This window comes from Streptomyces sp. NBC_00224 (assembly GCF_041435195.1).
Taxonomy (GTDB): domain Bacteria; phylum Actinomycetota; class Actinomycetes; order Streptomycetales; family Streptomycetaceae; genus Streptomyces.
Genome location: NZ_CP108106.1, coordinates 3,588,933 through 3,612,346 on the forward strand (window position 1 = coordinate 3,588,933; position 23,414 = coordinate 3,612,346).

Annotated in this window: 12 protein-coding genes; 9 read left to right on the forward strand and 3 right to left on the reverse strand. The window is 69.3% G+C overall.

Going from position 1 to position 23,414, the window contains the following annotated elements; genetic code table 11:
- Window positions 1–10: 10 nt before the first annotated feature.
- The 3 genes from OG965_RS16065 to OG965_RS16075 all read right to left on the reverse strand — a co-directional run bounded on the left by OG965_RS16065 (window position 11) and on the right by OG965_RS16075 (window position 12,166).
- Window positions 11–6,967 carry a polymorphic toxin-type HINT domain-containing protein gene (locus OG965_RS16065; RefSeq protein WP_371652759.1) on the reverse strand — a complete coding sequence of 2,319 codons (6,957 nt, stop codon included), beginning with the start codon at window positions 6,965–6,967 and terminating at the stop codon, window positions 11–13.
- A gap of 133 nt (window positions 6,968–7,100) precedes the next feature.
- On the reverse strand, window positions 7,101–10,655 hold the full coding sequence (locus OG965_RS16070; protein WP_371652760.1) for a LamG domain-containing protein: 3,555 nt from the start codon (window positions 10,653–10,655) through the stop codon (window positions 7,101–7,103).
- A gap of 32 nt (window positions 10,656–10,687) precedes the next feature.
- On the reverse strand, window positions 10,688–12,166 hold the full coding sequence (locus tag OG965_RS16075; protein ID WP_371652761.1) for an integrin alpha: 1,479 nt from the start codon (window positions 12,164–12,166) through the stop codon (window positions 10,688–10,690).
- 373 nt (window positions 12,167–12,539) lie between these two features.
- On the opposite strand from OG965_RS16075, the gene OG965_RS16080 reads away from it, so the two are divergent.
- The 9 genes from OG965_RS16080 (at window position 12,540) to OG965_RS16120 (ending at window position 23,404) form a co-directional block, all read left to right on the forward strand.
- Entirely contained in the window at window positions 12,540–13,799 is a 1,260-nt protein-coding gene (locus tag OG965_RS16080) for an ROK family protein (protein ID WP_371652762.1), read from the forward strand.
- A 65-nt stretch (window positions 13,800–13,864) separates the two neighbouring features.
- Entirely contained in the window at window positions 13,865–15,211 is a 1,347-nt protein-coding gene (locus OG965_RS16085; protein ID WP_371652763.1) for an ABC transporter substrate-binding protein, read from the forward strand.
- Between the two features lie 27 nt (window positions 15,212–15,238).
- Window positions 15,239–16,180, forward strand: a complete 942-nt coding sequence (locus OG965_RS16090; protein WP_371652764.1) for a carbohydrate ABC transporter permease — start codon at window positions 15,239–15,241, stop codon at window positions 16,178–16,180.
- A 13-nt stretch (window positions 16,181–16,193) separates the two neighbouring features.
- Window positions 16,194–17,072 carry a carbohydrate ABC transporter permease gene (locus tag OG965_RS16095; protein WP_190092531.1) on the forward strand — a complete coding sequence of 293 codons (879 nt, stop codon included), beginning with the start codon at window positions 16,194–16,196 and terminating at the stop codon, window positions 17,070–17,072.
- Window positions 17,073–17,075: 3 nt separating this feature from the next.
- Window positions 17,076–18,341 carry a 6-phospho-beta-glucosidase gene (locus tag OG965_RS16100; RefSeq protein ID WP_371652765.1) on the forward strand — a complete coding sequence of 422 codons (1,266 nt, stop codon included), beginning with the start codon at window positions 17,076–17,078 and terminating at the stop codon, window positions 18,339–18,341.
- A complete protein-coding gene (locus OG965_RS16105) occupies window positions 18,338–19,312 on the forward strand; it encodes an N-acetylglucosamine kinase (protein ID WP_371652766.1) in 975 nt (324 codons plus the stop codon). Before OG965_RS16100 ends, OG965_RS16105 begins: the two co-directional genes overlap by 4 nt.
- Window positions 19,313–19,576: 264 nt before the next feature.
- Window positions 19,577–20,977: a hypothetical protein gene (locus tag OG965_RS16110; RefSeq protein WP_371652767.1), complete on the forward strand. Its 1,401-nt coding sequence runs from the start codon at window positions 19,577–19,579 to the stop codon at window positions 20,975–20,977.
- A gap of 61 nt (window positions 20,978–21,038) precedes the next feature.
- Complete coding sequence (locus tag OG965_RS16115; protein ID WP_371652768.1) at window positions 21,039–22,016, forward strand: glutamate ABC transporter substrate-binding protein; 978 nt, start codon at window positions 21,039–21,041, stop codon at window positions 22,014–22,016.
- A 59-nt stretch (window positions 22,017–22,075) separates the two neighbouring features.
- Window positions 22,076–23,404, forward strand: a complete 1,329-nt coding sequence (locus OG965_RS16120) for a hypothetical protein (protein WP_371652769.1) — start codon at window positions 22,076–22,078, stop codon at window positions 23,402–23,404.
- Window positions 23,405–23,414 lie beyond the last annotated feature (10 nt).

Genomic DNA, 23,414 nt, shown 5'->3' on the forward strand with positions numbered 1-23,414 from the left:
TCGAGCGCAGCTAATATCTCTCTGTTGCATACCCAAGCCTTTCCGCATTCTTGTAGAATCTCTTGTCATTCGTGATTATCGATAGCCCCTCCTGTGCTGCCGAGTGCAGAACCGAAGCATCATCGTCAGCAATCATAGGGTTGAAGGATTTGCCCTTCCACATCGCCCGCAGCCTTCCTTGAAGACCAGCCACACCTTCCGGAGTTGACCCAACGCCCATTCGCCCACCTCGCGCTGCGAGCCAACCGGATATACCCTCCGTTGAATGCCCGCCTTCAATGAGCTCTCGATGGGCTGTAGGTGAAAGTACTGGCGCCCGTCCAGCCAAGACCGTATCCACTTCTGCCGTCTTAGCGCCAGACAATGCGTCAGTCACTGCATTCGTATCAACCGCGACCTCGCTGCAATTGTGCACAAGGACCGGCGCGGCTCCCGCCACCACATAGTACGAGTGAATCCCACTCACCGTCAGGTCATGCGTCCGCTGGCGCTTGTCGAAGTGGCGGACGCCCTCGACCGTCGCCGTACTGCCGTCCGCCTCGCGGAGGGTCATGCCGGGCTTGAGGTCGCCGGCGTCGATCCAGGCGTTCGCGGACTTGACCCAGAACGGGTGCGTCGTGGTGGCGATCAAGGCCGCCGCGCCGCCGCTCTTCGCCTTGATGGTCAGATCGACGAAGTGCTTGTCGTCCTCGGTGACGATGGTTCCGACGACCTCGCGGGTCGTCGTCCTGCCGGTCGCCGGATCCGTGGCGACCACCTTGTCGCCGAGGGCGACCTTGTCGATCGACTTCGTAATTCCGTTTACCAGGAGGACCTTGGTGCCCGGCAGGAAGCTGTGACAGACGGTGGGGTCATCCTTCTTCACCTTGCTGATCGCGGCTTTCGCCTTGGCTCGGGCAGCGGCCAGCCCGTCCTTCGCCTTGGCCAGGGCCTTGGAGGACTTCGCCACGTCCTTTACACCGCCGACAAGGTCAGCGATAAGCCCTGCAACCTTCTTGACGAGCCTTACACCCTTGGCCCATTTCCATGGCGCTCCATACTTCGCCAGGATTTTTCCAGCAAGCCCACCAGCGAAGCTTCCAGCGACGTTAAGCAACGTCTCGCCACAGGCCCCGAGGTCTCCACTGGAGAAGCAGTCGAGCGCGGCATCGACACCGATCAGATCACGGACAATCTTGATCAGGACCTTGGCGACATGCCTGACGCGCTGCTTCGTGTCACTCAGGTTCTGTTCGGCCTGCTTGACGTCTTCCTGAGCCTTCTTCGTCTCCCCTGTTTCTCCGGTCTTGCAGGTGTAACAGATCTTCCCGCCGCAACTCCCCCCGTAGTCGGGCACCCCGGGAGCACAAGGAGCCAACCCCGTCGGGTCGGAGAGCGTGACCGGACTGTTGTTGGCGTACGCGTAGCCGTTGATCTGTTGCGGACTCGTGTAGTCGATGACCGGGTCGACCGAGATGAACTTGCCCAGGCTGGAGTCGTATTCACGAGCGCCCAGATGCGTCAGACCCGTGGACTCGTCGATCGTGCCGCCGACGAAGCCCTTTTCCCCGGGCCAAGTGCCCGTCGCTTCGCCGCGAGTTCCGCCGTATGGGTCGAAGCGGCGTTGCGTGACCGCGCCCGTCGTCGGATTGATGGCGAGCTCGCTGGTGCCGTGGTGATCGGCGGCGAGGAACGTCAGTTCGTTGTTGTTCTGCCGGACCGCGACCGTCTGACCGGCGTAGGAGTAGTAGCGCGTGGCCTCGACCGTGCTGCTGTTCTTCGGGAGTTTGAGCTCCATGCCGGGGAGGTAGACCGTGGTCGCGTTGGCGTCCCGCCTCAGGACCCGATCACCCGAGGCGTCGTAGATGTAGCCGGTCGCTTTCCCGTCCGCCTCGGTCGTCTTGGCCAGGTCACCGCTCGCGTCCCAGGTCAGGGTCTGTGTATTGCCGCCGATCGTGCGCGTCGTGGTGTTCCCGGAAGCGTCGTACGCGAAGGTCGACTGACGGTCGCCCGTCGGGGTCTTGTCGACCACCTTGGTCACGGCATGCGGACCGGCTGTCCCCTCGCCATAGGTGAAGGTGCGGGTCACGTCCTTCGACGCGTCGCGGCCGACGTCGTGCGTGACGTCCTTCGTACGGTTTCCGATCGCGTCGGTCTCGTACGACTTCCAGTACGGGGCTGGGCCGCCCAGGGCCTTCTCCCCGGCGGCCGCCGCGCATGCGCTGGGAGTACCGGCCGTGAGCTGGCTGCCCGCGGTACCCGCCCCGGCCGCCTCGGCAGCGGTCGCGGCAGGCGTCCAGGCCTCGGCCAGCCGCTGCCCCGCGTCATAGCCGAAGCACTGCACGTCGGGAGAGCCACCGGACGTGTCCGAGATGGCCAGGACGTTCCCGGCCTGGTCGTAGGAGTAGCTGGAGTCCTTGACTGCTCCGGTGACGCCGACGACGTCCACCGTCGACCGTGTCAGACGGTCCGTGCCCTTCTCGTAGGTGAGGCTCTGCTGGATCTTCTTGCCGCTGCCGGTGTAGAGGTGCAACGCCTTGAGCTGGCTGGTGGCCGTGTACTGGGTGTCGCTGACATAGGACGTCTTGCCCGTCATGCTGATCGGGCGCTGCAGATCGTCATAGCCGTACGCGATGGCTTCTCCGCCGAGCCCGCCCGCCGCCGGCACGCCCTGGCCACTGACAGTGCCGTCCGGGTTGTAGGACGTGGTGAATGTGTACGTGCCCGCCAAAGCGCCCTCGGAGGCGGGCACCGTGTACGCGGTCTTCTTCACCCGGTACAGGGCGTCCATGTCCTGGGTGATGGAGGCGAAGTAGTCCGTGGCGCTGGTGTAGCGCAACGAGGCCCAGGCGTAGCCGAGCCATCCCGCTTTGTCGTACCGCGTCTCGGTCAGCTTGGTGCCGGTGTCCGGCGCACCCTCCCACGTGGTGACCGGGCGGCCCAGCTTGTCGTAGGCGGTGGAGGTCGTCTTGCCACGGCCGTCCGTCGCGGAGACCGGTCGGTCGACAGCGTCGTAGACCGTGGTCGAGGTGCCCGAGTCCGGGTCGATGTTCTTGGTCTTGCGGCCCAGCTGGTCGTACTCGTATCTCCAGATGTTGCCCTGGGCGTCTGTGACGGACTCCATCAGGCCGCCGGGCGTGTACGTGTACTTCGTCGAGTCGTACTGCGCGCCGGGCCCGGAGGGCTGGGGCGAGGCGCTGTGATAGTGCCTCAGCTCTGACACTCGCCCCGCAGCATCGGTGAGCGATGTGGTCGGCATCTGACCTGTGGGCGGGTCGACGTGGGTGCGGTCGCCCTCATAGACCGTCGTCGTTCGCCACTGCTCAACGCCCGCCATCTGGAAGATCGACGCAGTGGTGCGGCCCAGGCCGTCGTACTCATTGACGGTCTGCCCGCCGACTTCACCATTGGCCACGGTCAGCAGGTCTTCGGAAGGCGCGTTGGCCGCGTTGTAAGTGGCGTTGGTCTTCTTGACCTTGCCGGTGCCGTCATAGAAGACATCGGCGACCATCCGACTGCCGTTCGGGCCCTCGGTCTGCTTCTGGCGCGCGCGCAGCAGGCTGTCGTAGAGCTGGTACTCGACTCCGTAGCCGCCAGTGGTCTCGATCTTCTCGGTCTTGACGACGACAGACTTGTCCTTGCGGACGTTGTACGCGTACTTGATGCTCGGGCTCTGCGTCTTCCTGCGGTCGGCCAGCCAGACCGCGGTCAGCCGCCCCAGTGCGTCGTAGGCGAGGTCGGTGCGCCTGCCGTTGGGGTCGGTCTGGCCGGTAGAGGATCCCCACGCCGGGGCGTAGTCCGTGGTCGTGACGTGCCCCAGAGCATTGGTGACCTTGGTCTGGGAGATCAGCCCGTTGACGTCCGTATACGCAGTACTGGTCTCCGCACCTGCGGCGTCCTTCTGCGAAGTGGGGCGGCCGAACTTGTCGTAGGTCGTGGTGCCCGTCACCTGATAGGTGCCGGTTTTGCCGTCGTGAGAGGCGAGGCGCTCCGTCGTAGTGGCATCCCCGGTGACCGGGGCCGCGCCGAAGCCGGCGCCGTCGTACGAGGTCCTCTCGTCGGCAAGCACCTGCGTCCTGCGATCCGGGACGGTCAGACAGCTGACGGACACGGTCTCGCTGCGGGACGGGAGCTCAAGGATGTTCAGCTTGGGATTGTCCGCGTACCAGAGCCGCGTGCAGGTGTTGTCCTCGTCTCTTGTGACATCGCCGAGGTCTTCTGTCCCCTGCAGACGGACGGCACCGTGGTCGACATCGAAGAACGAGCGCGACTTGGTGGTGCGCCACGTACCGTCGGCCAGTGCCGTATAGCCCCGCGAGACTTCCGGCTTGACCACTGTGGCCTTGCTCGTCTTCCACGCCCGCGTCTGGGTGGCCGTGTCGTACTTCCACGGCTCCAAGATGCTCTTGGAGACGACCTTCCCGGCATCGAAGGCCTGAGTCTCGACCTCGAAGCCGGTGAACTCCTTCTCGCCGGTGTACTCGGTGCCCGTGGAGTCCGTGACCCTCTCCGTGCGCGTACCGCCACCAGGGAGCTTGTCGCCGTTCAGACCCTGCAAGTACGTGTAGTCGACACGGGTACGCATGGTCTGACGGTTACCGCTGGTGACGGACACCTTGCCGTATCCCTGCCACTGCCCCCAGGTCAGGAACTTCTCGTCGGCCAGGCCGTCCGGCTCCGCGTGCCGCCATCCCGCGTCGCCCTGATAGTCGTAGCGAGTCAGCAGGTCCTCACCGCCGCCGGTACGGTCCGTCTCCTCGACCTCGGCAACGACGTACTTGTGGAACCAGTCCGTGCGCGGCTCGATGGTGCCGGGCGGTGCCCAGACCACGGGGAAGCAGCGCTTGGTGGACTCGCCGGGCTTGGGCAGCGCGGTGGCGGTGCACTGGGCGGGCGCGTAGGTGATGTCCAGTTGGGCGCCCGTCTCACTCAGGACGGTCGCGAGCCGGAACCTGTTGATCGCGTCGATGTTGTCCGTGTCGCTGTCCACCCGGTTCCGCAGGTGGACGCCTTGCAGGTCCACCGAGGGCAGGGGCACCGACTCGCCACCCTGGCCGTTGAAGTCGGCACGGCCCTCGTGGTCGATCCGGGAGAGCCAGAGCGTCTTCGTGTCGTCGCCGTTGTCGGTGAAGATGTGGGTGAACTTCCACGCCTCGACGTCGTTGTAGTCGCTCACCCCGGAGCCCGTGCTCATCTGGGTGGTGACACCGGTCAGCCGCTTCGTCGTCCAGAAGGTCTGGGACGACTGTCCGACGGTGCACTTGGTGCCCGCCTTGCAGTAGCGGTCGACGGGGGTGTCGGGCCAGCGGGCGGCGTTGGCGACGGTGAACTTGGACTCGGCGCAGTCGAAGGAGGCATCGGCGAGGCAGCGCTCGGCGGTGTTGAAGACCACACGGGCCGGGGCCTTGGCGGTGTAGACCGCGCCGTCGCGCTGACCGTAGTCGATGCGCTTGAGGTAGCCGCCCCGGTCGTACTCGGTTCCGTTGACGTCCGTCTTGGCGTTGAGGGCGTAGCTGTTCTTCTCGGCGCCGTAGAAGTAGGACATCACGTTGCCGTGGGTGTCCTTGACGTAGTCGAGGTTCCAGCGCCATGCCTGCTTGCAGTGGGCGTTGGCGAAGGTGGCGTTGTAGCAGGGCTCGCCCGCGTTGTTGCCGAAGACCGGGGTCGACCAAGTCGAGTCCGTCGTCGGGTCGGGGTCGACCGTCCCACTGGTCGCCGGGTTGTCCGAGCGCCAGCCGGGAAGCTTGTTCAGGCCGAAGTAGTACTCGGTGCCGTCGGTGGTCGTCAGCTTCCAGTACTCGCCGTCGTTGTCCCCGTTGCCGGCCCCCGTCAGCTTGGCGATCTTGGAGCCGTTCTCCGAGGTGAGGTGCCACTCCTTGGTCGTGTCGTCCTGGATGAGCTCACCGGACATCCCGTTGAGCATGATCGTGGCGTTGTCGAAGGCCCAGCACTGCTCCGCCGAGGTCTTCTGACCGTCCTCGGAGCAGGGCTTGTACGAGCGCTCGATGTATCCGGGCTCGTAGCTGAAGCCCTCGCCCACCCAGGAGCCCTGGTTGTTGGTGGCGGCCGTGCGGCCGTCGGCGGACTGCGACGAATAGCCCAGCCCGACGGTCGGCGTGAGTCCGCCCGGCGTCGGGATCATCCGCAGGGGATAGTCCCAGGAGAACCCGCCGGAGGAGTTCGCCACCGACCAACTCGCGGACGGGGCCAGGCTGGTGGCCTTGTAGTCGCCCTTCGAGGAGGAGTCGCCCGCGGCTACCGCGAAGACCGCGCCCACGCCAGCGCTGGCGGGCGCCGCCGGCACTTGCCCGGTGATGGTGTGCGTCGCCGGGTCGTTGCGGAAGGGGATGCGCTCGGGAGGGCTCTTGCAGTCCGCCGTACCGGGCGCTTCGGCCACGGCACAAGCGGGCAGCTTCAGGAGCTGAAGGCGGGACCCGTAGGCGCCACCGGCGCCGTCGGCGAACGACGCGTAGTCCAGCGAGAGTTCGACGGATGCCGGCGCAGCGCCGTCGTCCGCCCGCCGCACGGTCAACAGCGCGGCGCTCCCCCACTTCTCGGCCGCCGTGCGCCCGAGCGAGGCCACAGTGACCTTCGACGGCACCGAACCCGACGCCGCGCCTCGCGGAGCCTTGCCCGGGGCGACGGTCACCGGTATCCCGCCGACCCTCTTCTTGACCACCGGGGCAGCGGGGGCAGCCGGGCTCGCCGACAGCTGACGGGATGTGAAGGCGGAGGCGTACGACAGCGGGAGCTCCACGCTTCCCGGCTGCGGCCAGGTCACGGGGTCCAGGGTCTTCGCCGCCGCCCGTGCCGTCCGGTCGGCGGGTCTGGGCTTGGACTTGGCGTTCTTTCCCTTCACCGGGTCGGGGTTTCCCGCTATTCCCGGTAACCGGGCATCGGCGCCGACGGCGGGTACGGCCTGGGCATTGCTCGCCGACATGACGAGCGCCAGGCCGAGGATGACGCCGCCGACGGCGCTTCGAGGCATACGGGAGGCCAGTAAGCGGCCACGGAAGAACATCAGGCAACTCCGCAGGGCAAGTTCGGGGGCGAGGAGAGGACGGCGGGCCGGGTGGGTGGCCGGGTGGGTGCGCTTCACCCGCCCGGCCGCTGCACCCGCGCTAGAGGTCGACGTCCTCCGAAGGCACGTTCATCCGGGCGACTGTCACGGGGTCCGCGACTCCGACGTAGACGCGTACGTCGTCGACGGCCCCGGCGAGGTATCCGCTGCCACCGCCCAGAGCGGAGCGACCGACCTGCAGGCCACCTCCGGACAGCCAGGTGGTGTGGTCGTAGCCCCTCGCCGTCTCCCGGAGGCTGCCGTTCACATACAGGCGCACCTCGTGGGTGAGGGAGTCGAACGTCACCGCCAAGTGCTGGCCGCCGATGTCCGTCGTGGGCAACTGCTGGTCGTCGGTGACCGTGGTCACCTTGGGTGTGCTGTTGTCGGCGTCCGTCAACGCCAGTTCCCACTGGCCGGAGGCCGCCTGGTAGCGGACGGCCACTCGGTCGGCGTTCTGTCCGGGCAGCGACAGCACGGTCTGGGTCTTGTCCGGATCGAGCGTGGTCAGCCTGACCCGCGCCGCGACGGTGTAGCTGTCCGCCCCGGTGACCACGGCACTCGCCGTGGATGCCCAGGAACCGGTCCCGTCCAGCGTCAGATGACCCTTGCCCGCGAGTGCCGCCTCGTCGAACTCGGTGGCCGGGTTGTAGATCGCTGCCCCACCGTGCAACGTCAGCGGCTGACCATCCGTCTGCACGTTGGCGGAGACGCCGCCCGACACGCTCTCCAGCGGCCAGTACGCCTTGCGCTGCGGCTTGATCGTCTCCATTTCGGCGACCTGGGCGTCGGGCAGAACCCGGTCGAAGACCCGTACCTCCGTCATGTCTCCCTGGAACTGGTTGCGGTAGCCGCTCTTCGTCTGCACCCGGCCGATCTGCAGGCTGCGCCGGGACGACCAAGTGGTGTAGCGGCGTGCGGTACCGGCCCTCACGTCGTTGACGTAGATCCGCAGCTCGGGCCCGGCGGCGGCGTTGGCGTCGAACACTCCGGTGAGCAACACCCACTGATCCGCCTTGACCTCGATGTTCGAGGCGACGGCCTGCCAGTTGCTCATCGCCTGGACGTCCAGGTCGGGTGTGGAGAAGACCCACCTCTTCAGGGTGGCGTCATAGCCGAGGACGAATCCGGGTTCGCCCGTGCTGTCCTGGCTGATCACTGCCATGTCCCGGTCCAGCGTGGCCGGCTTCACCCAGGCACTGGCGGTGAAGCTCTGCCCGGTGTCGGTGATGGTGCCCCAGGAGTCCACGTAGGCGTCGGTCGTGCCGTTGAAGCGCGCCGCCCGGTCGGCCGGACCGCCGGGCCCCGGCACACCGAAGGTGACGCCTGTCCCGACGGCGCCGGGATGGCGCCCGGTCTCGTCCATGGCTGCGGTGGTCCCCTCCGCGTCGTCCAGGTTCCACTGGCCGACGGCCTGCTTGCCGTCGGTGACGAGGAATTCGTAACGCGCGGGGACCAGATTGGAGTTGTTGGCCCCGTCGTATGCCTCGACCGTCACTCCGTGGCGCCCCGCCCAAGTGGGCGTCCACGTCACCGTCACGGGGGCACCGCCCGAGGTCGCCTTCTTCACGGTCGCCTCGTCGTCGAAGGTGTAGCGGTACTCCTTCACGTCCTTGTCCGCCGCGGTGAAGGTGAAGCGGCCCACCGTCCCCACGCCGTGGTGCCACATCGGATCGTCCGGATATTCAACGGAGTTGACCGCAGGCGGTTTGGGTCGCGTGGCGTCCCAGATGAACTCACAGCGCGACGGGCTCCACGGCCCCCAGGCGTCTCCGTCGTACGCGCGCGCCTCCCAGGAGATCACCGAGTTCTGCTGGATCTGCGGCGTCGTCGCCGTGCGCTGGGTCACCTGATGGGAGAAGGTCGTTCCCGGGTTGGGCGACTTGTAGCCGGTGTCCGCCGTGTAGTTCTGCGCCTTGCCGCTCTTGTCCGTGTACCAGACCCGGAACTGCACCTTGACCTGATCGGCCTGGGAGGACGAGTTGTCGGCGTCGCGGGCCTCCGCGCGCAGAAGCGGCAGCACGTCCACGTACGGACGCGATGCTCCCGATACGCACTTGCCGCCCGGGCTGGACGTCATCAGCTGGTTGTCGACCGCCTTGGGCGGCGTGTTGTACTCGATGGACAGATAGGCATTTCCGCACAGCCGCTTCCACCCGGCGTACGAGGACTCGTCCTTCGCCTTGAGGCCGAGGGTCATGCTCTTCCACGAGTCGCCCGTGGCGTTCTGCACCTCGGTGAGGAGCTGCCCGTTGGTGATGTTGAGGTTGGCGGCGCTGTTGCACTGCGTGGGTGAGATCTTCGCGTTGAGCGTCGTCGGGATCGATCCCCACTCGTCCTTCGTGTTGGACCAACTGCTCGACGACGTGATGGTGCGGTTCTTGCCGCCGATGCGATACAGCTCTACCGGCTCCGCGGTGGGGGTGGCCGAGTAGATGTGTTCGACCCTGCCCGAGAACTGGGCGCTGAGGATCTGCTTCCCGCTGTACGTGGCGAGCGGGAAGGTGAAGAGGAGACGGCGGACTCCGATGTTGGCGCAGGTGACGGGGTTGTAGTCCAGCGGGCACTTGCCCATGCCGGCGCTTCCCGAGTACGCCCAGTCCTGCTCGGACGGCATGCCCGACATCACGGACGTCCAGGCCGTACGGCTGAGGGTCTTGGGGATGGGGTCGACGACGACCGGATACACCGTGTCCTTGCCGCGCAGCAGCGGGATGTCCGGCGTAAGGGTGATCTTGTTCTTCGTGACCGTGAGCCCGACGGGCGCTGTGCGGCCCGACTCCCCGACTTCCAGTCGGGCTTTCGCCGCGCGCGGCACCACTCCGCGAACGGACTGCTGCGTGGTGGTGGGCGGCGCCGAGTCCCACATGACCGGCTTCGCGGCTTCGAAGACGGTGCCGCCGACGGCGGCGTCCACGGCGCGCATGCCTCCGCCGGGAGTCGCCTCGATCCTCAAGCCCTTGGTGCTCAGACCCAGTTCGATGCGGGTCAGCCCGGGGTCGGCCGCGGCTTCGGCGTTCTTGACGATCAGAAAGTGCGCAAAGCCCTCGGCCTCGGCACGTACTGCCAGGTCGACACCTGGCAGAACCTCTTCGTACTGGGCCGTGTCGCCGCTGACTTTCGGCTTCGGAAGCGCGCTGCCGGGCCAGGTGAGCGCGTACTCACGGCCGGCCCGCTCCATCCGGGCGAAGGGGCCGTCGCCGCCTCCCGAGAACCGGACATCGACAGTCGCGGCCTTCGGCGACAGGGAGCCGTCCTTGCGCTGTACGAGCGTGTCGTCGACCGGCGTCCACGATCCGCTGAGGCGGGTGCGTACCGGCTGGGTGTATTCACGGGCCGTGAATGTGCCCCCCGGGTTGGCGAAGACGTCCCGGCGCTCCTGCCGCAGTACCGTCACTTCCACGGGCCTTCCGCTCGCCTGGGCAGCGGCCTGGGCCACCTGTTCGGTCGCCGCCGCACCGCTCTCTCGGGCAGACGCGACCGCTGCCTCGCGCGGGGCTGCCGCCGTGTCGGCATTCGCGGTCGGGAGCGCCACCGTGCCCGAGGCCAGCAGCGCCGTCAGCACCCCCGCCACGACGGTCGCGCGGTGTCCCCGGCCGGGCTTCTTCCTGAGCACGCCCGATCTCCTGCTTCTCTCCATGGCCCGGGTCATCGGATCGACGCCCCGAATGCCGCGCCCCCGGCGGGGATCCCGCCCTCTCCCGGTGTGAAGGTCTGTGTCGGTGCCGTACCGCTCTGGGAATCCCAACCGAACGCGTAGACGGCGCCCGAAGCACTGCCGGAGGCCTTCGCGACTCCGACGAGCAGCGCCTGCGGCGTCGCGGCCAGGCTCGCCCCGACGAACATCTGCTGTTCGGGGACGCCCGGAATCCCGTACCCCGGGTCGAACCAGGCGTCGGTCACCGTCGAATCACCCCGGACGGTGAAGATGTGGATGCCTCCCTTGTCGAGGTGCTCCTCGGAGGACTCCTCACCGGGGACGCCGACCGCCAGACGCAGCGTGAGCGGGCCCTGGAGCGACATGGCCACGGTCTGTCCGAAGAAGTCCCCGGTCTCCGGCGTGTTCCCCGCACCACCGACACCCTGAGCCAGGGCGCCCATGACGGTGGTGACGGTCCCGTCCCCCTCGATCCGGTAGAGAGACGCACTGCCGGCGTCGACCGCGGTACCCAGGTCCTCGCCCGGGGAGCCGACCAGCACATACGACTCACCGGCGAGCGAAGCCGGTAGTGGCGCCGCCGCGAGAGCGGTGCCGAAGCGGTCTCCGGCCTCCGCAGAGCCGACGTTCGTGGACGTCTGATCCGCGCCTGTGAGCGGCGTCGGGCGGCCGGTGGCGTCCAGTGTGTGGCTGAATATCACGATGCCACCGGCGAAGGCCTCCGTTCCGAATCCCTCACCCGGTACCCCCACGATCAGATGGGTGGGCGTCGATGCGAGCGAGGCGCCGAACCGGTCGTCCGGCTCCGAGAGCCCCGGCACGTTGGACGACTCCTGGTCCACCCATGCGGCCACGCCGCCGTGGACGTAGGCCATCGCGCCCGCGTCCCGGACCGTGCCCACGTCCTCTCCGGGGATCCCCATCGCCACATACGGCGTGCTCCCGGTCGCCTTGCCGGCGGAGAGGGAGTACCCGAACAGATCGCCGGGCTCGGAGGTGGCCGAGGTCCGCTCCTGCACGTAGAACGTGGAAGCAGGTCCCGTACCCAGACCCCCCGGAGCCCCGTAGATCACATAGACGGCTCCCGCGTCGGCCGCACCGTTCACGTCCCGGTACGGAGCCCCGACGACCAGATCGGCGCAGCCGTCGGCATTCAGGTCCCCCGACGTCAGCGAGAAGCCGAACCTGGTCCCGGCCTCCGGGTCGCCCGGCACCCATGCGAGCCCCTGGCGCACCTGGACGACCCCGGCTGCGCCGCCGTAGGCCACCGTGACCGTGCCCGCGAGGGACTTACCGTTCACGGTCGCGTCCGGGTCCCCGATCGCGGTGTCGCGAACGCCGTCACCGTTGTAGTCCGCGTCGACGCCACTGCACGCGGCGGCCGCGGCATGCGCCCGCCCGGTACCCCACGCCACCAGAGCCGCCACGACAAACCCCGCGACAGCGAGCCAGGCGATCCACTCCCCCACACGAAAATTCCTGCCCCACATCCTCGACGGCCCCCCAGCCTTCACATACGAGGTGATCTTGTGAAGACATCGACACTATGTGCGAATACGGGGTTCCGGAGCGTCATATCCCGCCAGAAAGCGGCCCTCCAGGAACACGAGCCCCACAGATCTCGGCCAACTCGCCACATATGCACAGGAGATGCGTCGAAGTGGGGTGTCGCGCCTTCGCGATCGCCGCCAACCCACCCAGGTAACGCTTTGGTAGCCGCCCGGGCGCAGACCATTGACGTCCCCATGACGTGCGGCCTACTTTCTCCCCCATCGGATAGGAAACTTTCCTAACAGTGAAGTGGGAAAGCCGCCTCAGAGGTGAAGGGCAGGTGCTGCCGTCGTGGCCGGTACTACCCCGGGAACGCCGCGCGTACTCCGCGCCATGAACGACCGTGCCGCCCTCGATCTGCTCCTGGAGCACGGGCCCCTGTCCCGTACCCGGATCGGGAAGCTCACCGGGCTCTCCAAGCCGACCGCTTCGCAGCTGCTCGCGCGGCTGGAGGCGGCGGGGCTGGTCGTGGCGACCGGGACCACCGAGGGGCGGCCCGGGCCCAACGCCCAGCTGTACGCGGTCAACGCGCGTGCCGCGCACGTCGCCGGGCTCGATGTGACGCCCGAGCGGATCCGGGCCGCCGTCGCGGACGTCGCCGGGGACGTGGTCGGGGAGTTCGAGGTGCGCACCCCGGGGCGCAGGGCCGGCGAGTCCGTGGTGCGGCAGGTGACCGACGCGCTCGACGGGGCCGTGAAGGCCGCCGACCTCGTCCGGGGCGATCTACACCGCGTCGTCATCGGCACGCCCGGCGCCTTCGACCCGGGCACCGGGCGGCTGCGGTACGCCTCCCATCTGCCCGGCTGGCACTCCCCCACCCTCCTCGACGAGCTCGCGGCCGCGCTGCCGATGCCGGTCGAGTACGAGAACGACGTCAACCTCGCCGCCATCGCCGAGCAGCGGCTCGGCGCCGCGCGCGGCCACGACGACTTCGTGCTGCTGTGGAACGAGGGCGGGCTCGGTGCCGCGCTCGTCATCGGCGGGCGGCTGCACCGCGGGTTCACCGGCGGCGCCGGCGAGGTCGGCTTCCTGCCGGTGCCGGGCGCCCCGCTCGTACGGCACGTCACCAAGGCCAACTCCGGCGGCTTCCAGGAGCTGGCGGGCGGGCAGGTGCTGCCCCGGCTGGCAAGGGAGTTCGGCGTCGCGGACATCCCCGTCGGCACGCCCATCGAGGTCGCCACCGCTCTGGTCGCGCGGGCGGCCCGGGCCATGGAGACGTCCGCCCCCGACACGTCCGCCGGCACGTCCGCCGACACCTCCGCCCCCGACTCCCCCTCCCGCCGCCTCCTCGAAACCTTCGCCACCGGCCTCGCCACCGGCCTCGCCTCCATGGTCGCCGTGCTCGACCCCGAGCTCGTCGTGCTGTCCGGCGCGCTGATCTCCGCCGGCGGCGAGCCGCTGCGCGCGCTCGTGCAGCACGAGCTGGGCGAGCTCGCCGCCTCCCGGCCCCGGCTCGTCATCGGCGAGGTGCGCCACCACCCCGTACTGCGCGGCGCGTTGGAGAGCGCCCTCGCCGCCACCCGCGACGAGATCTTCGACACCTCCCGCTGACCCCCCGCAACCCAGCCCGCCCGAACATCCCCGTTCCTCCGCCCCTGCCCCCGGGAGACTCCACCATGTCCGGAAACAGCCCAAACCGCCGGAAGTCGGCCGCCGCGCTCGCCGTGACCGCCTCCATCGCCCTGTTCGCCTCCGCCTGTACGGGCCAGAGCAGCTCCTCCACCGAGGACGACGCCTCCAAGGAGACGACGATCACCTTCTGGCACGGGTGGAGCGCCCCCGAGGAGGTCAAGGCGATCCAGGCCGACGTGGACGCCTTCCAGAAGGCGCACCCCAACATCCATGTGAAGGTCGTCGGCAACATCAACGACGACAAGGTCAACCAGGCGCTGCGCGCAGGCGGTTCGAGCGCGCCGGACGTGGTCTCCTCCTTCACGACCAACAACGTCGGCAAGTTCTGCTCGTCCAATGCCTTCGTCGACCTCGCCCCCTTCCTGAAGAAGGACGGGATCGACCCCGCGAAGACCTTCCCGAAGGCGATGAACGAGTACACCCAGTTCGAGGGCAAGCGCTGCACGCTCCCGCTGCTCGGCGACGCCTACGCGCTCTACTACAACAAGGACGCCTTCAAGGACGCCGGGATCGCCGGGCCGCCCAAGACGTGGAGCGAGTTCGCCGCGGACGCCAAGAAGCTGACCAAGGCGAAGGGCGGCTCGTACGAGCAGCTCGGGTTCATGCCGGACTACCACGGCTACGAGTCGACGACCGAGCACTACATCGCCCAGTGGTCGCCCACGTACTTCGACTCCAGCGGCAAGTCGAACATCGCCAAGGACCCGGCCTTCGCCAAGGGGTTCGCCTTCCAGAAGCAGCTGGTGGAGGACCTCGGCGGGTTCCAGAAGCTGGAGCGGTTCCGGTCCGGCTTCGGTGACGAGTTCGGCGCCAAGCACCCGTTCCACCTGGGCCAGGTCGCCATGCAGCTGGACGGCGAGTGGCGCCTCGGGATGGCCGAGGAGAGCAAGCCGAAGTTCGAGATCGGGGTCGCCCCGCTGCCCGTACCGGACGACCAGGCCGCGTCCTACGGGAAGGGCTACATCACCGGGACCATCGCCGGCATCGCCGCCACCTCCAGCAAGCAGAACGCCGCCTGGGAGCTGGTGAAGTACATGACGACCAACACCGAGGCGGTCGTGAACTTCGCCAACGCGATCCACAACGTGCCCTCCACGCTGGAGGCGCTCAAGTCGCCGAACCTGAAGTACGACCCGCGCTTCAAGACGTTCCTGGACATCGCGCAGAACCCCGGCTCGACGACCAGCCCGGCCTCCGTCAACGGCGGCCAGTACCTGGTGTCGATCCAGAACCTCGGCTACGACGTCGAGAAGGGCAAGCAGGGCGACATCAAGGCCGGTCTGGAGAAGACCGCCAAGGAGATCGACACCGCGATCGACCAGGCCAAGTAGGCCGGGCCCGGGCATCGCGGAGCACCCATGACCACGTACACACTGCGCGCCAAGCGCCGCCGGGCGGCGCTGCGGACCGCCGCCTTCATGTCCCCCTGGCTGATCGGCTTCGGCGTCTTCTTCGCCTACCCGCTGATCTCCACGGTCTACTTCTCCTTCACCCACTACGACGGGTTCACCGACCCCACCTTCAACGGGCTCAAGAACTGGTCGTACGTCTTCAACGACTACCCGCTGTTCTGGCCCGCGCTGCGCAACACGCTGTGGCTGGTGGTGGTCATGGTGGCCTGCCGGGTCGCCTTCGGGCTCGGCATCGGGCTGCTCATCACCAAGATCAAGACGGGCACCGGGGTCTTCAGGACGCTGTTCTACCTGCCCTACCTCGCGCCGCCCGTCGCCGCCACGCTCGCCTTCGTCTTCCTGCTCAACCCCGGTACGGGGCCGGTCAACTCGGTCCTGTCCGACCTCGGGATACCGGCGCCGGACTGGTTCACCGACCCCGCCTGGTCCAAGCCCGCGCTGACCATGCTCGCGGTGTGGGGCGTCGGGGACCTGATGGTGATCTTCATGGCCGCGCTGCTCGACGTGCCGAAGGAGCAGTACGAGGCGGCCGAGCTGGACGGGGCCTCGTCCTGGCAGCGGTTCCGGTTCGTGACGCTGCCGAACATCTCGCCCATCGTGATGTTCGCGGTGGTCACCGGGATCATCCAGACCATGCAGTACTACACCCAGCCGCTGGTGGCCGGAAAGGTCGCCTCGGGGATCATCGGCAGCTCCGGTCAGCCGTTCGAGCCGGGCTACCCGGACAAGTCGACGCTGACCCTGCCGCAGCTGGTGTACAACCTCGGCTTCCAGCGCTTCGACTACGGCTCCGCCTGTGTGGTCGCCCTGGTCCTCTTCGCCCTCTCCATGGCCTTCACCGCACTGCTGATGCGGCGCCGTGGCGGACTGATCCAGGCAGGTGACTAGGCAGATGGCCGACATGACGTACGCACTGGACGCCCCGGTGGCGACCCCGGCGGCCCGCGTGGCCCGCCGCAAGGCGCTCCTGCACTGGATCGGCGTGCACGCCCTCGGCGTCGCGGCGGCGCTCTTCTTCGTGCTGCCGTTCGTGTTCATCGTGCTCACCTCGCTGATGGACAACCAGCAGACGCTCACCCGCGACCTGGTCCCCGACCACTGGCAGTGGTCCAACTACAAGAAGGTGTTCGACACCCCCGGCTTCCTCACCTGGTGGCGGAACACCCTGCTCTACGCCGGGCTCGGCACCGTCCTGACGGTGGTGTCCTCCGTCCCGGTGGCCTACGCGCTCGCCAAGTTCCGCTTCCGCGGCCGCAATCTGTCGATGATGCTGGTCATCTCGATGATGATGCTGCCGCCCCAGGTGATCATCATCCCGATGTATCTGTTCTGGGCGAAGCAGCTGGACCTGTCCGGCACGCTCTGGCCGCTGATCATCCCGATGGCGTTCGGCGACGCGTTCTCCATCTTCCTGCTGCGGCAGTTCCTGATGACCATCCCCAACGAGTACCTGGACGCGGCCAAGGTCGACGGCTGCGGGGAGCTGCGGACCCTGCTGCGGGTCGTGCTGCCGATGGCCAAGCCGGGGATCGCCGCGGTCGCGCTCTTCCAGTTCTTCTACGCCTGGAACGACTACTTCGGGCCGCAGATCTACGCCTCGGAGAACCCGGGCGCCTGGACGCTGTCGTACGGCCTGGAGTCCTTCAAGGGCGCGCACCACACCGACTGGAACCTGACCATGGCCGCGACCGTACTGGTCATGGCCCCCGTGATCCTCGTGTTCTTCTTCGCACAGAAGGCGTTCGTCGAGGGTGTCACGCTCACCGGAGTGAAGGGTTAGAAATTGAAGCTCACCGTGGTCGGCGGAGGGTCGACCTACACCCCCGAACTCATCGACGGATTCGCCCGGTTGCGGGACGCCCTGCCCATCGAGGAACTGGTCCTGGTCGACCCGGCGGCCGACCGTCTTGAGCTGGTCGGCGGCCTGGCCCGGCGCATCTTCGCCAAGCAGGGCCACCCGGGCCGGATCACCACCACCTCCGACCTGGACGCGGGCGTGGAGGGAGCCGACGCGGTGCTGCTCCAGCTGCGCGTCGGCGGCCAGGCGGCCCGCGAGCGCGACGAGACGTGGCCGCTGGAGTGCGGCTGCGTGGGCCAGGAGACGACCGGCGCGGGCGGCCTGGCCAAGGCGCTGCGGACCGTCCCGGTGGTCCTGGACATCGCGGAGCGGGTGCGGCGCACCAACCCGGACGCCTGGATCATCGACTTCACCAACCCGGTGGGCATCGTCACGCGCGCGCTGCTCCAGGCCGGCCACAAGGCGGTCGGGCTCTGCAACGTCGCCATCGGCCTCCAGCGCAAGTTCGCGAAGCTGCTTCAGGTGACGCCTTCCGAAGTCCACTTGGACCACGTCGGCCTCAACCACCTCACCTGGGAGCTCGGGGTGCGCCTGGGCGGCCCCGCCGGGGAGAACGTGCTGCCGAAGCTGCTCGCCGACCATGGGGACGCGGTGGCGGACGACCTGCGCCTGCCCCGGCAGGTCCTCGACCGGCTGGGCGTCGTCCCTTCGTACTATCTGCGCTACTACTACGCGCACGACGAGGTCGTGCGGGAGCTGGGCACCAAGCCGTCACGGGCGGCCGAAGTCGCGGAAATGGAACGGCAGTTGCTGAAGATGTACGGGGACCCGGCGCTCGACGAGAAGCCGGAGCTGCTCGGAAAGCGCGGCGGCGCCTTCTATTCGGAGGCGGCCGTGGACCTGGCCGCCTCGCTGCTCGGCAACGGGGGCAGCCCGGTGCAGGTCGTCAACACGTACAACAACGGCACCCTGCCGTTCCTCGCGGACGACGCGGTGATCGAGGTGCAGGCGCGGGTGGACGCGAGCGGCCCGGTGCCGCTGGCCGTGCCCGACCTCGACCCGCTGTACGCGGGGCTGATCGCGCACGTCACCGCGTACGAGGACCTGGCCCTGGAGGCCGCGCTGCGCGGCGGCCGCGACCGGGTGTTCCGGGCACTGCTCGCGCATCCGCTGGTCGGCCAGTACGAGTACGCCGAGGGCCTCACCGACCGGCTGATCGCGCACAACCGGGAGCACCTCGCGTGGGCATGAGCGTGCTGGCGATCGACGCGGGCAACAGCAAGACCGACGTCGCCCTGATCGGCCCGGACGGCACGGTCCTGGGCACCGCACGGGGCGGCGGCTTCCGGCCTCCGGCCGTGGGCGTCGGGACGGCGGTGGACGCGCTGGCGGAGACGGTCGTACGGGCGTGGACGGCGGCCGGAAACACCGGGCCGGTGGCGGTCGACCACGTCTCCGCGTGTCTGGCCAACGCCGATCTGCCCGTCGAGGAGCACCAGTTGGCCGAGGCACTGACGGCCCGCGGCTGGGGCGGCACGGTCAACGTGTACAACGACACCTTCGCGATCCTGCGGGCCGGACTGCCCGTCGGCGCCGAGCCGCGCGGGGTCGCGGTGGTGTGCGGGGCGGGGATCAACTGCGTCGGCATGACCCCGGACGGCCGCACCGCCCGCTTCCCGGCGCTCGGCAAGATCTCCGGGGACTGGGGCGGCGGCGGCGGACTCGCCGAGGAGGCCCTGTGGTTCGCCGCGCGGGCCGAGGACGGGCGGGGCGGGCCGACGGCGCTGGCGCGGGCGCTGCCGGAGCACTTCGGACTGCCGTCCATGTACGCGCTGATCGAGGCGCTCCACCTGGAGCGCGTGGCGCCCGCCCGCCGCCACGAACTGGCGCCGGTGCTCTTCGCGGTCGCGGCGGACGGGGACCCGGTGGCCCGGGCCCTGGTGGACCGCCAGGCCGAGGAGATCGTGGCGCTGGCCGTGGTCGCCCTGGAGCGCCTGGACCTGCTGGACGAACAGACGCCGGTCCTGCTCGGCGGCAGCGTCCTCGCCGCCCGCCATCCGCAACTGGACGACGGGGTACGTACGTTGCTGGCGGCCCGGGCGCCCAAGGCGGTCCCGCTGGTGGTGGCGGCCTCGCCGGTGCTGGGCGCGGGGCTGCTCGGGCTCGACGAGGTGGCGGCGTCGGCGGAGGTGTTCGGGAGGCTGCGCGAGCAGTACACATAGGGCACTTGGGGGCGGTGCGCGCGTAGGTGCGGGGGTGGTTCGCGCGTAGGCGCGGGGGGTGGTGCGCTTAGACGCGCAGGGGGCGCCGTCGCATCGGGTCGCGCCGAGTGGAACCGATCCGATCCCAGCGGCGTATACATGGTGGGGAGGCAGCGGGGGCAGGGGTGAGCAAGCGGGTAACAAGATCAGGTCAACCCTTGTGTGGTGGTCGGTCCCTGCGTCCATACTGCTGGCCAGGCACTCGGTGACCAAGGGGGAGGTCAAGTGGCACACCCGCCGAGCACACGCGCACCGCAGGCGCCGGTGGCGGCACCGGCATCGGCACCACCGGCCCCGGGGCACCCGCCCGCCCCCGCGCCGCGCCGAGGCGGCTGGGCCGAGTCCCGGGAGCGGCTGCGCGCCGCCGCGACGACCGAGCCGGGGCGGCTGTGGATCATCGGCACGGTGGTCGCGCTGCTCGTCGTGGCGTTCGGCGCGGTGACCGCCTGGGAGGTCTCCGACCGGGCGGCCGCCGCCGACGACGTGGTGAGCCGCAGCCAGCCGCTGAGCGCCGACGCGGCCTCCATCTACCGCTCGCTCGCGGACGCGGACACCGCCGCCGCGAGCGGCTTCCTCGCGGGCGCCCACGAGTCCCACGACGTCCGGCTGCGGTACGAGTCGGACATCGCGACCGCCTCCCGCCTCCTGGTGAAGGCCGCGGCCAACACGACGGGCGCCTCCGACTCCGGCCGCTCGATAGCCGCGCTCAACGAGCAACTGCCGGTCTACAACGGCCTGATCGAGCAGGCCCGCGCCAACAACCGCCAGGGCTTCCCGGTCGGCGGCGCCTATCTGCGGTACGCGAACGAGCGGATGACCAAGCAGCTGCTGCCCGCCGCCCAGGATCTCTACGAGGCCGAGACCGGCCGGCTCTACGACGACTACGACCAGGCCGAGACCTGGCCGTACGCGGCGCTCGCGGTCGGCGTCGTGGCGCTCGGCGCGCTGTTCTGGGTCCAGCGGCGCAACTACCTGCGCACCAACCGGGTGCTCAACCACGGGCTGCTCGCCGCCAGCGCGGCCTCGACGGTCGTCCTGCTGTGGCTGGTCGCCGGGCACGCGGTGGCCGCCGCCGACCTGTCCACCTCGCGCTCGCACGGGCAGGAGTCGCTGAAGGTGCTCAACGACGCCCGCATCAGCTCCCTCCAGGCCCGCGCCAACGAGAACCTGACGCTGGTGGCCCGCGGGGCCGTCCAGACCAAGGACGGCAAGGACCAGTACGACACGGACTACGCGGCGGAGATGAAGGACCTCGTGGGCAAGCTCGGCTCGGCCGGTGAGCTCGCCGACGACACCTCGGGCCGTACGCCCGTCAAGGACGCGCAGGACGGCGTCACCCAGTGGCAGGAGCGGCACCAGAGCGCCCGGAAGACGGACGACGCCGGTGACTACGACGACGCCCTGACGCAGGTCATCGGCGCGTCCGGCTCCACCGGCCAGTCCTTCGACCGGGTCGACGCGGCCCTGGCGAAGGCGATCGACCACGAGCAGCACGAGTTCACCCGGGCCGCCTCCGACGGCAAGGGCGCGCTGGCCGGGCTTCCGCTGGGCGCCGCGGTGCTCGCGGTGCTGGGCGCGGCGGCCGCCGGCGTCGGCGTCAGCCGCAGGCTCGCGGAGTACAGGTGAACACCGTGGGGTACAGGGGAACACCGGCCCGAGGGGCACAGCGGTCCTGGGAGGAGGCGCGATGAACAGGAAGGGCAAGCTCCGCGGGTGGGGCGGCGTCGGCGGGATGGCGCTCGCCTGTGCCGCCGCCGCTTCGCTGCTCGTTCCGCTGTCGCGGCACGGAGCGGGCGAGGACGGCGGACGCGTCGGCGGGTCCGCAATCGCGCAGGGCGTCCAGGCGAAGGCCGACACCTGCAAGGAGCCCGAGGCCAGCCTGCCGCCCTCGGGTGAAGACGGGGCGACCATCAACGACATCAAGCGGCGCGGCAAGCTCGTCGTGGGCGTCGACCAGAACAGCTTCCGCTGGGGGTACCGCAACCCGGCGAACGGGGAGCTCGAAGGGTTCGACATCGAGCTGGTGCGGGCGATCGCCAAGAACATCCTGGGCGACCCGGACGCGGTCATCTACCGCACCATCCCCACCAGCCAGCGCATCCCGGCGCTCCAGAAGAAGCAGGTCGACATCGTCGTGCGGACGATGACCATCAACTGCAAGCGGATCGGCCAGGTCGCCTTCTCCTCCGCGTACTTCAAGGCCGGGCAGCAGGTGCTCGCGCCCAAGGTTTCGGCGATCACCGGGTACAACGACACGCTCAAGGGCAAGAAGGTCTGCACGGCGACCGGCTCGACCGCGTTCGACGCGCTGGAGAAGAACGCGTACGGCGCCGTCTACAAGAACCTGACCGTGCCCAGCCAGCTGGACTGCCTGGTGCGCCTCCAGCTCGGCCAGGTCGACGCGGTGGTCACGGACAACGCGCTCGCCGCGGGCCAGGCCGCGCAGGACCCGACGGTGAAGTTGCAGGGTGCCCCCTTCACCGAGGAGTACTACGGGGTGGCCACCAACCTGGAGAGCACCGACCTGGTCCGGCGGATCAACCAGGTCCTGGTGGACTACCGCAGCGGCGGTGCGAACAGCTTGTGGATGAAGGCCTACCGCGACTGGCTCGCCGCCGACCTGCCCAACATATCCGGCCCGCCAGAGCCCAAGTACCGTTCATAGCACCCGACTTGACCCCGGTTCGTACGACGGCAGAGAAACGCAGAGCGGAGAGGTGATCGATGGGCGCGGGATCCTTCCCCGGCTCCTCCTCGGGGAGGCCCGTCCGGCCGGTGCTCGACCGGGACGAGGTGGACCGTGCGCTGGCCCGGCTCGACGCCGAGCACGAGGCGATCGAGACCTCGCTGCTCGCGCTCCAGGACCACGCGGGCCGGCGCCTGCTGGAGGGCGCCGGGCTCACCGGGGTCACCGAGCAGCGCTGGGCCGCCACCGAGCAGTCGATCACCTTGCTGTGGGCGTACTTCGACGCGTACAAGGGGGCACTGGACAGCGCCCGGGATCTGCGCGAGCGGCGCCGCTGGCCCTCCCGCGAGGACCTGGTGGAGCTGACCGAGCGGCTGCGCGGCGAGTCGGTGACGGTCGCCGGATCGGCCTCCCAGGCCGCCACGCTGACGGGACCTGCCCGGCTGACCGAGCGGTTCACCCTGGAGCAGCTGGTGAGCCGGATGAACGAGCTGTACGCGCGCTCGCTCGACCTGGTCGTCGCGGCCGACGCGGTGTGGTCGGCGCTGCCCGCCCGGATAGACCTCCTGGCGGCCGAGCTGCACCGCACCCGGGGCCTGGCCCACTCGGTGGGCGTGCGCCCCGGGGAGCACCCGGCGGGCGACGACCTGGAGTCGATCACCGAGGAGCTGACGTCGCTGCGGGCCCAGGTGGTGTCGGACCCGCTGGCGTTCTGGGTGCCCGCGCCGGGCAGCTCCGCGCCCGGCGGCGGCCGCCCGGACACCGAGCGCTACGACCGGGCGGCCCGCGCCCTGGAGGACGTACGCCGGGAGATCGACGCTGTTCTGACGGTGCGTCAGGATGCCGAGCAGCGGCTGGTGCGGCTGCGGGACGTGCTCGTGCGGGCGGACCGCACCCTGACCGAGGCGCGGGCGGCGCGCGGCGAGGTGCTCGCGAAGATCGCCGCGTCCGAGGTGCCCGCGGTGAGCGGCCCGCCGACCGCGCTCCAGGAGCGCCTGGTGGCCGCCGCCGAGTACCGCAGGCACTCCCAGTGGCACCGGCTCTCGCCGCTCCTGGAATCCCTGGAGCGGGAGGCCGAGGACGAACTGCTGCGCGCCCGCGAGTCGCTGACGGCCGTCACCGCGCCGCTGGCGGTCCGCGCGGAGCTGCGCGGCAGGCTGGACGCGTACAAGGCGAAGGTCGCCCGGCACGGCATGGCCGAGGACCCGCTGCTCATCGAACGGTACGACGCGGCGCGCCGGATGCTGTGGTCCGCGCCCTGCGATCTGCGCGTCGCCGAGCAGGCGGTGCTGCGGTATCAGCGGGCGGCGGCGGAGGTGCTGGTTCCCAGGCAGCCCGGGCCCGTTGACCAGAGGGGGGAATCGTGAGCGACCAGAA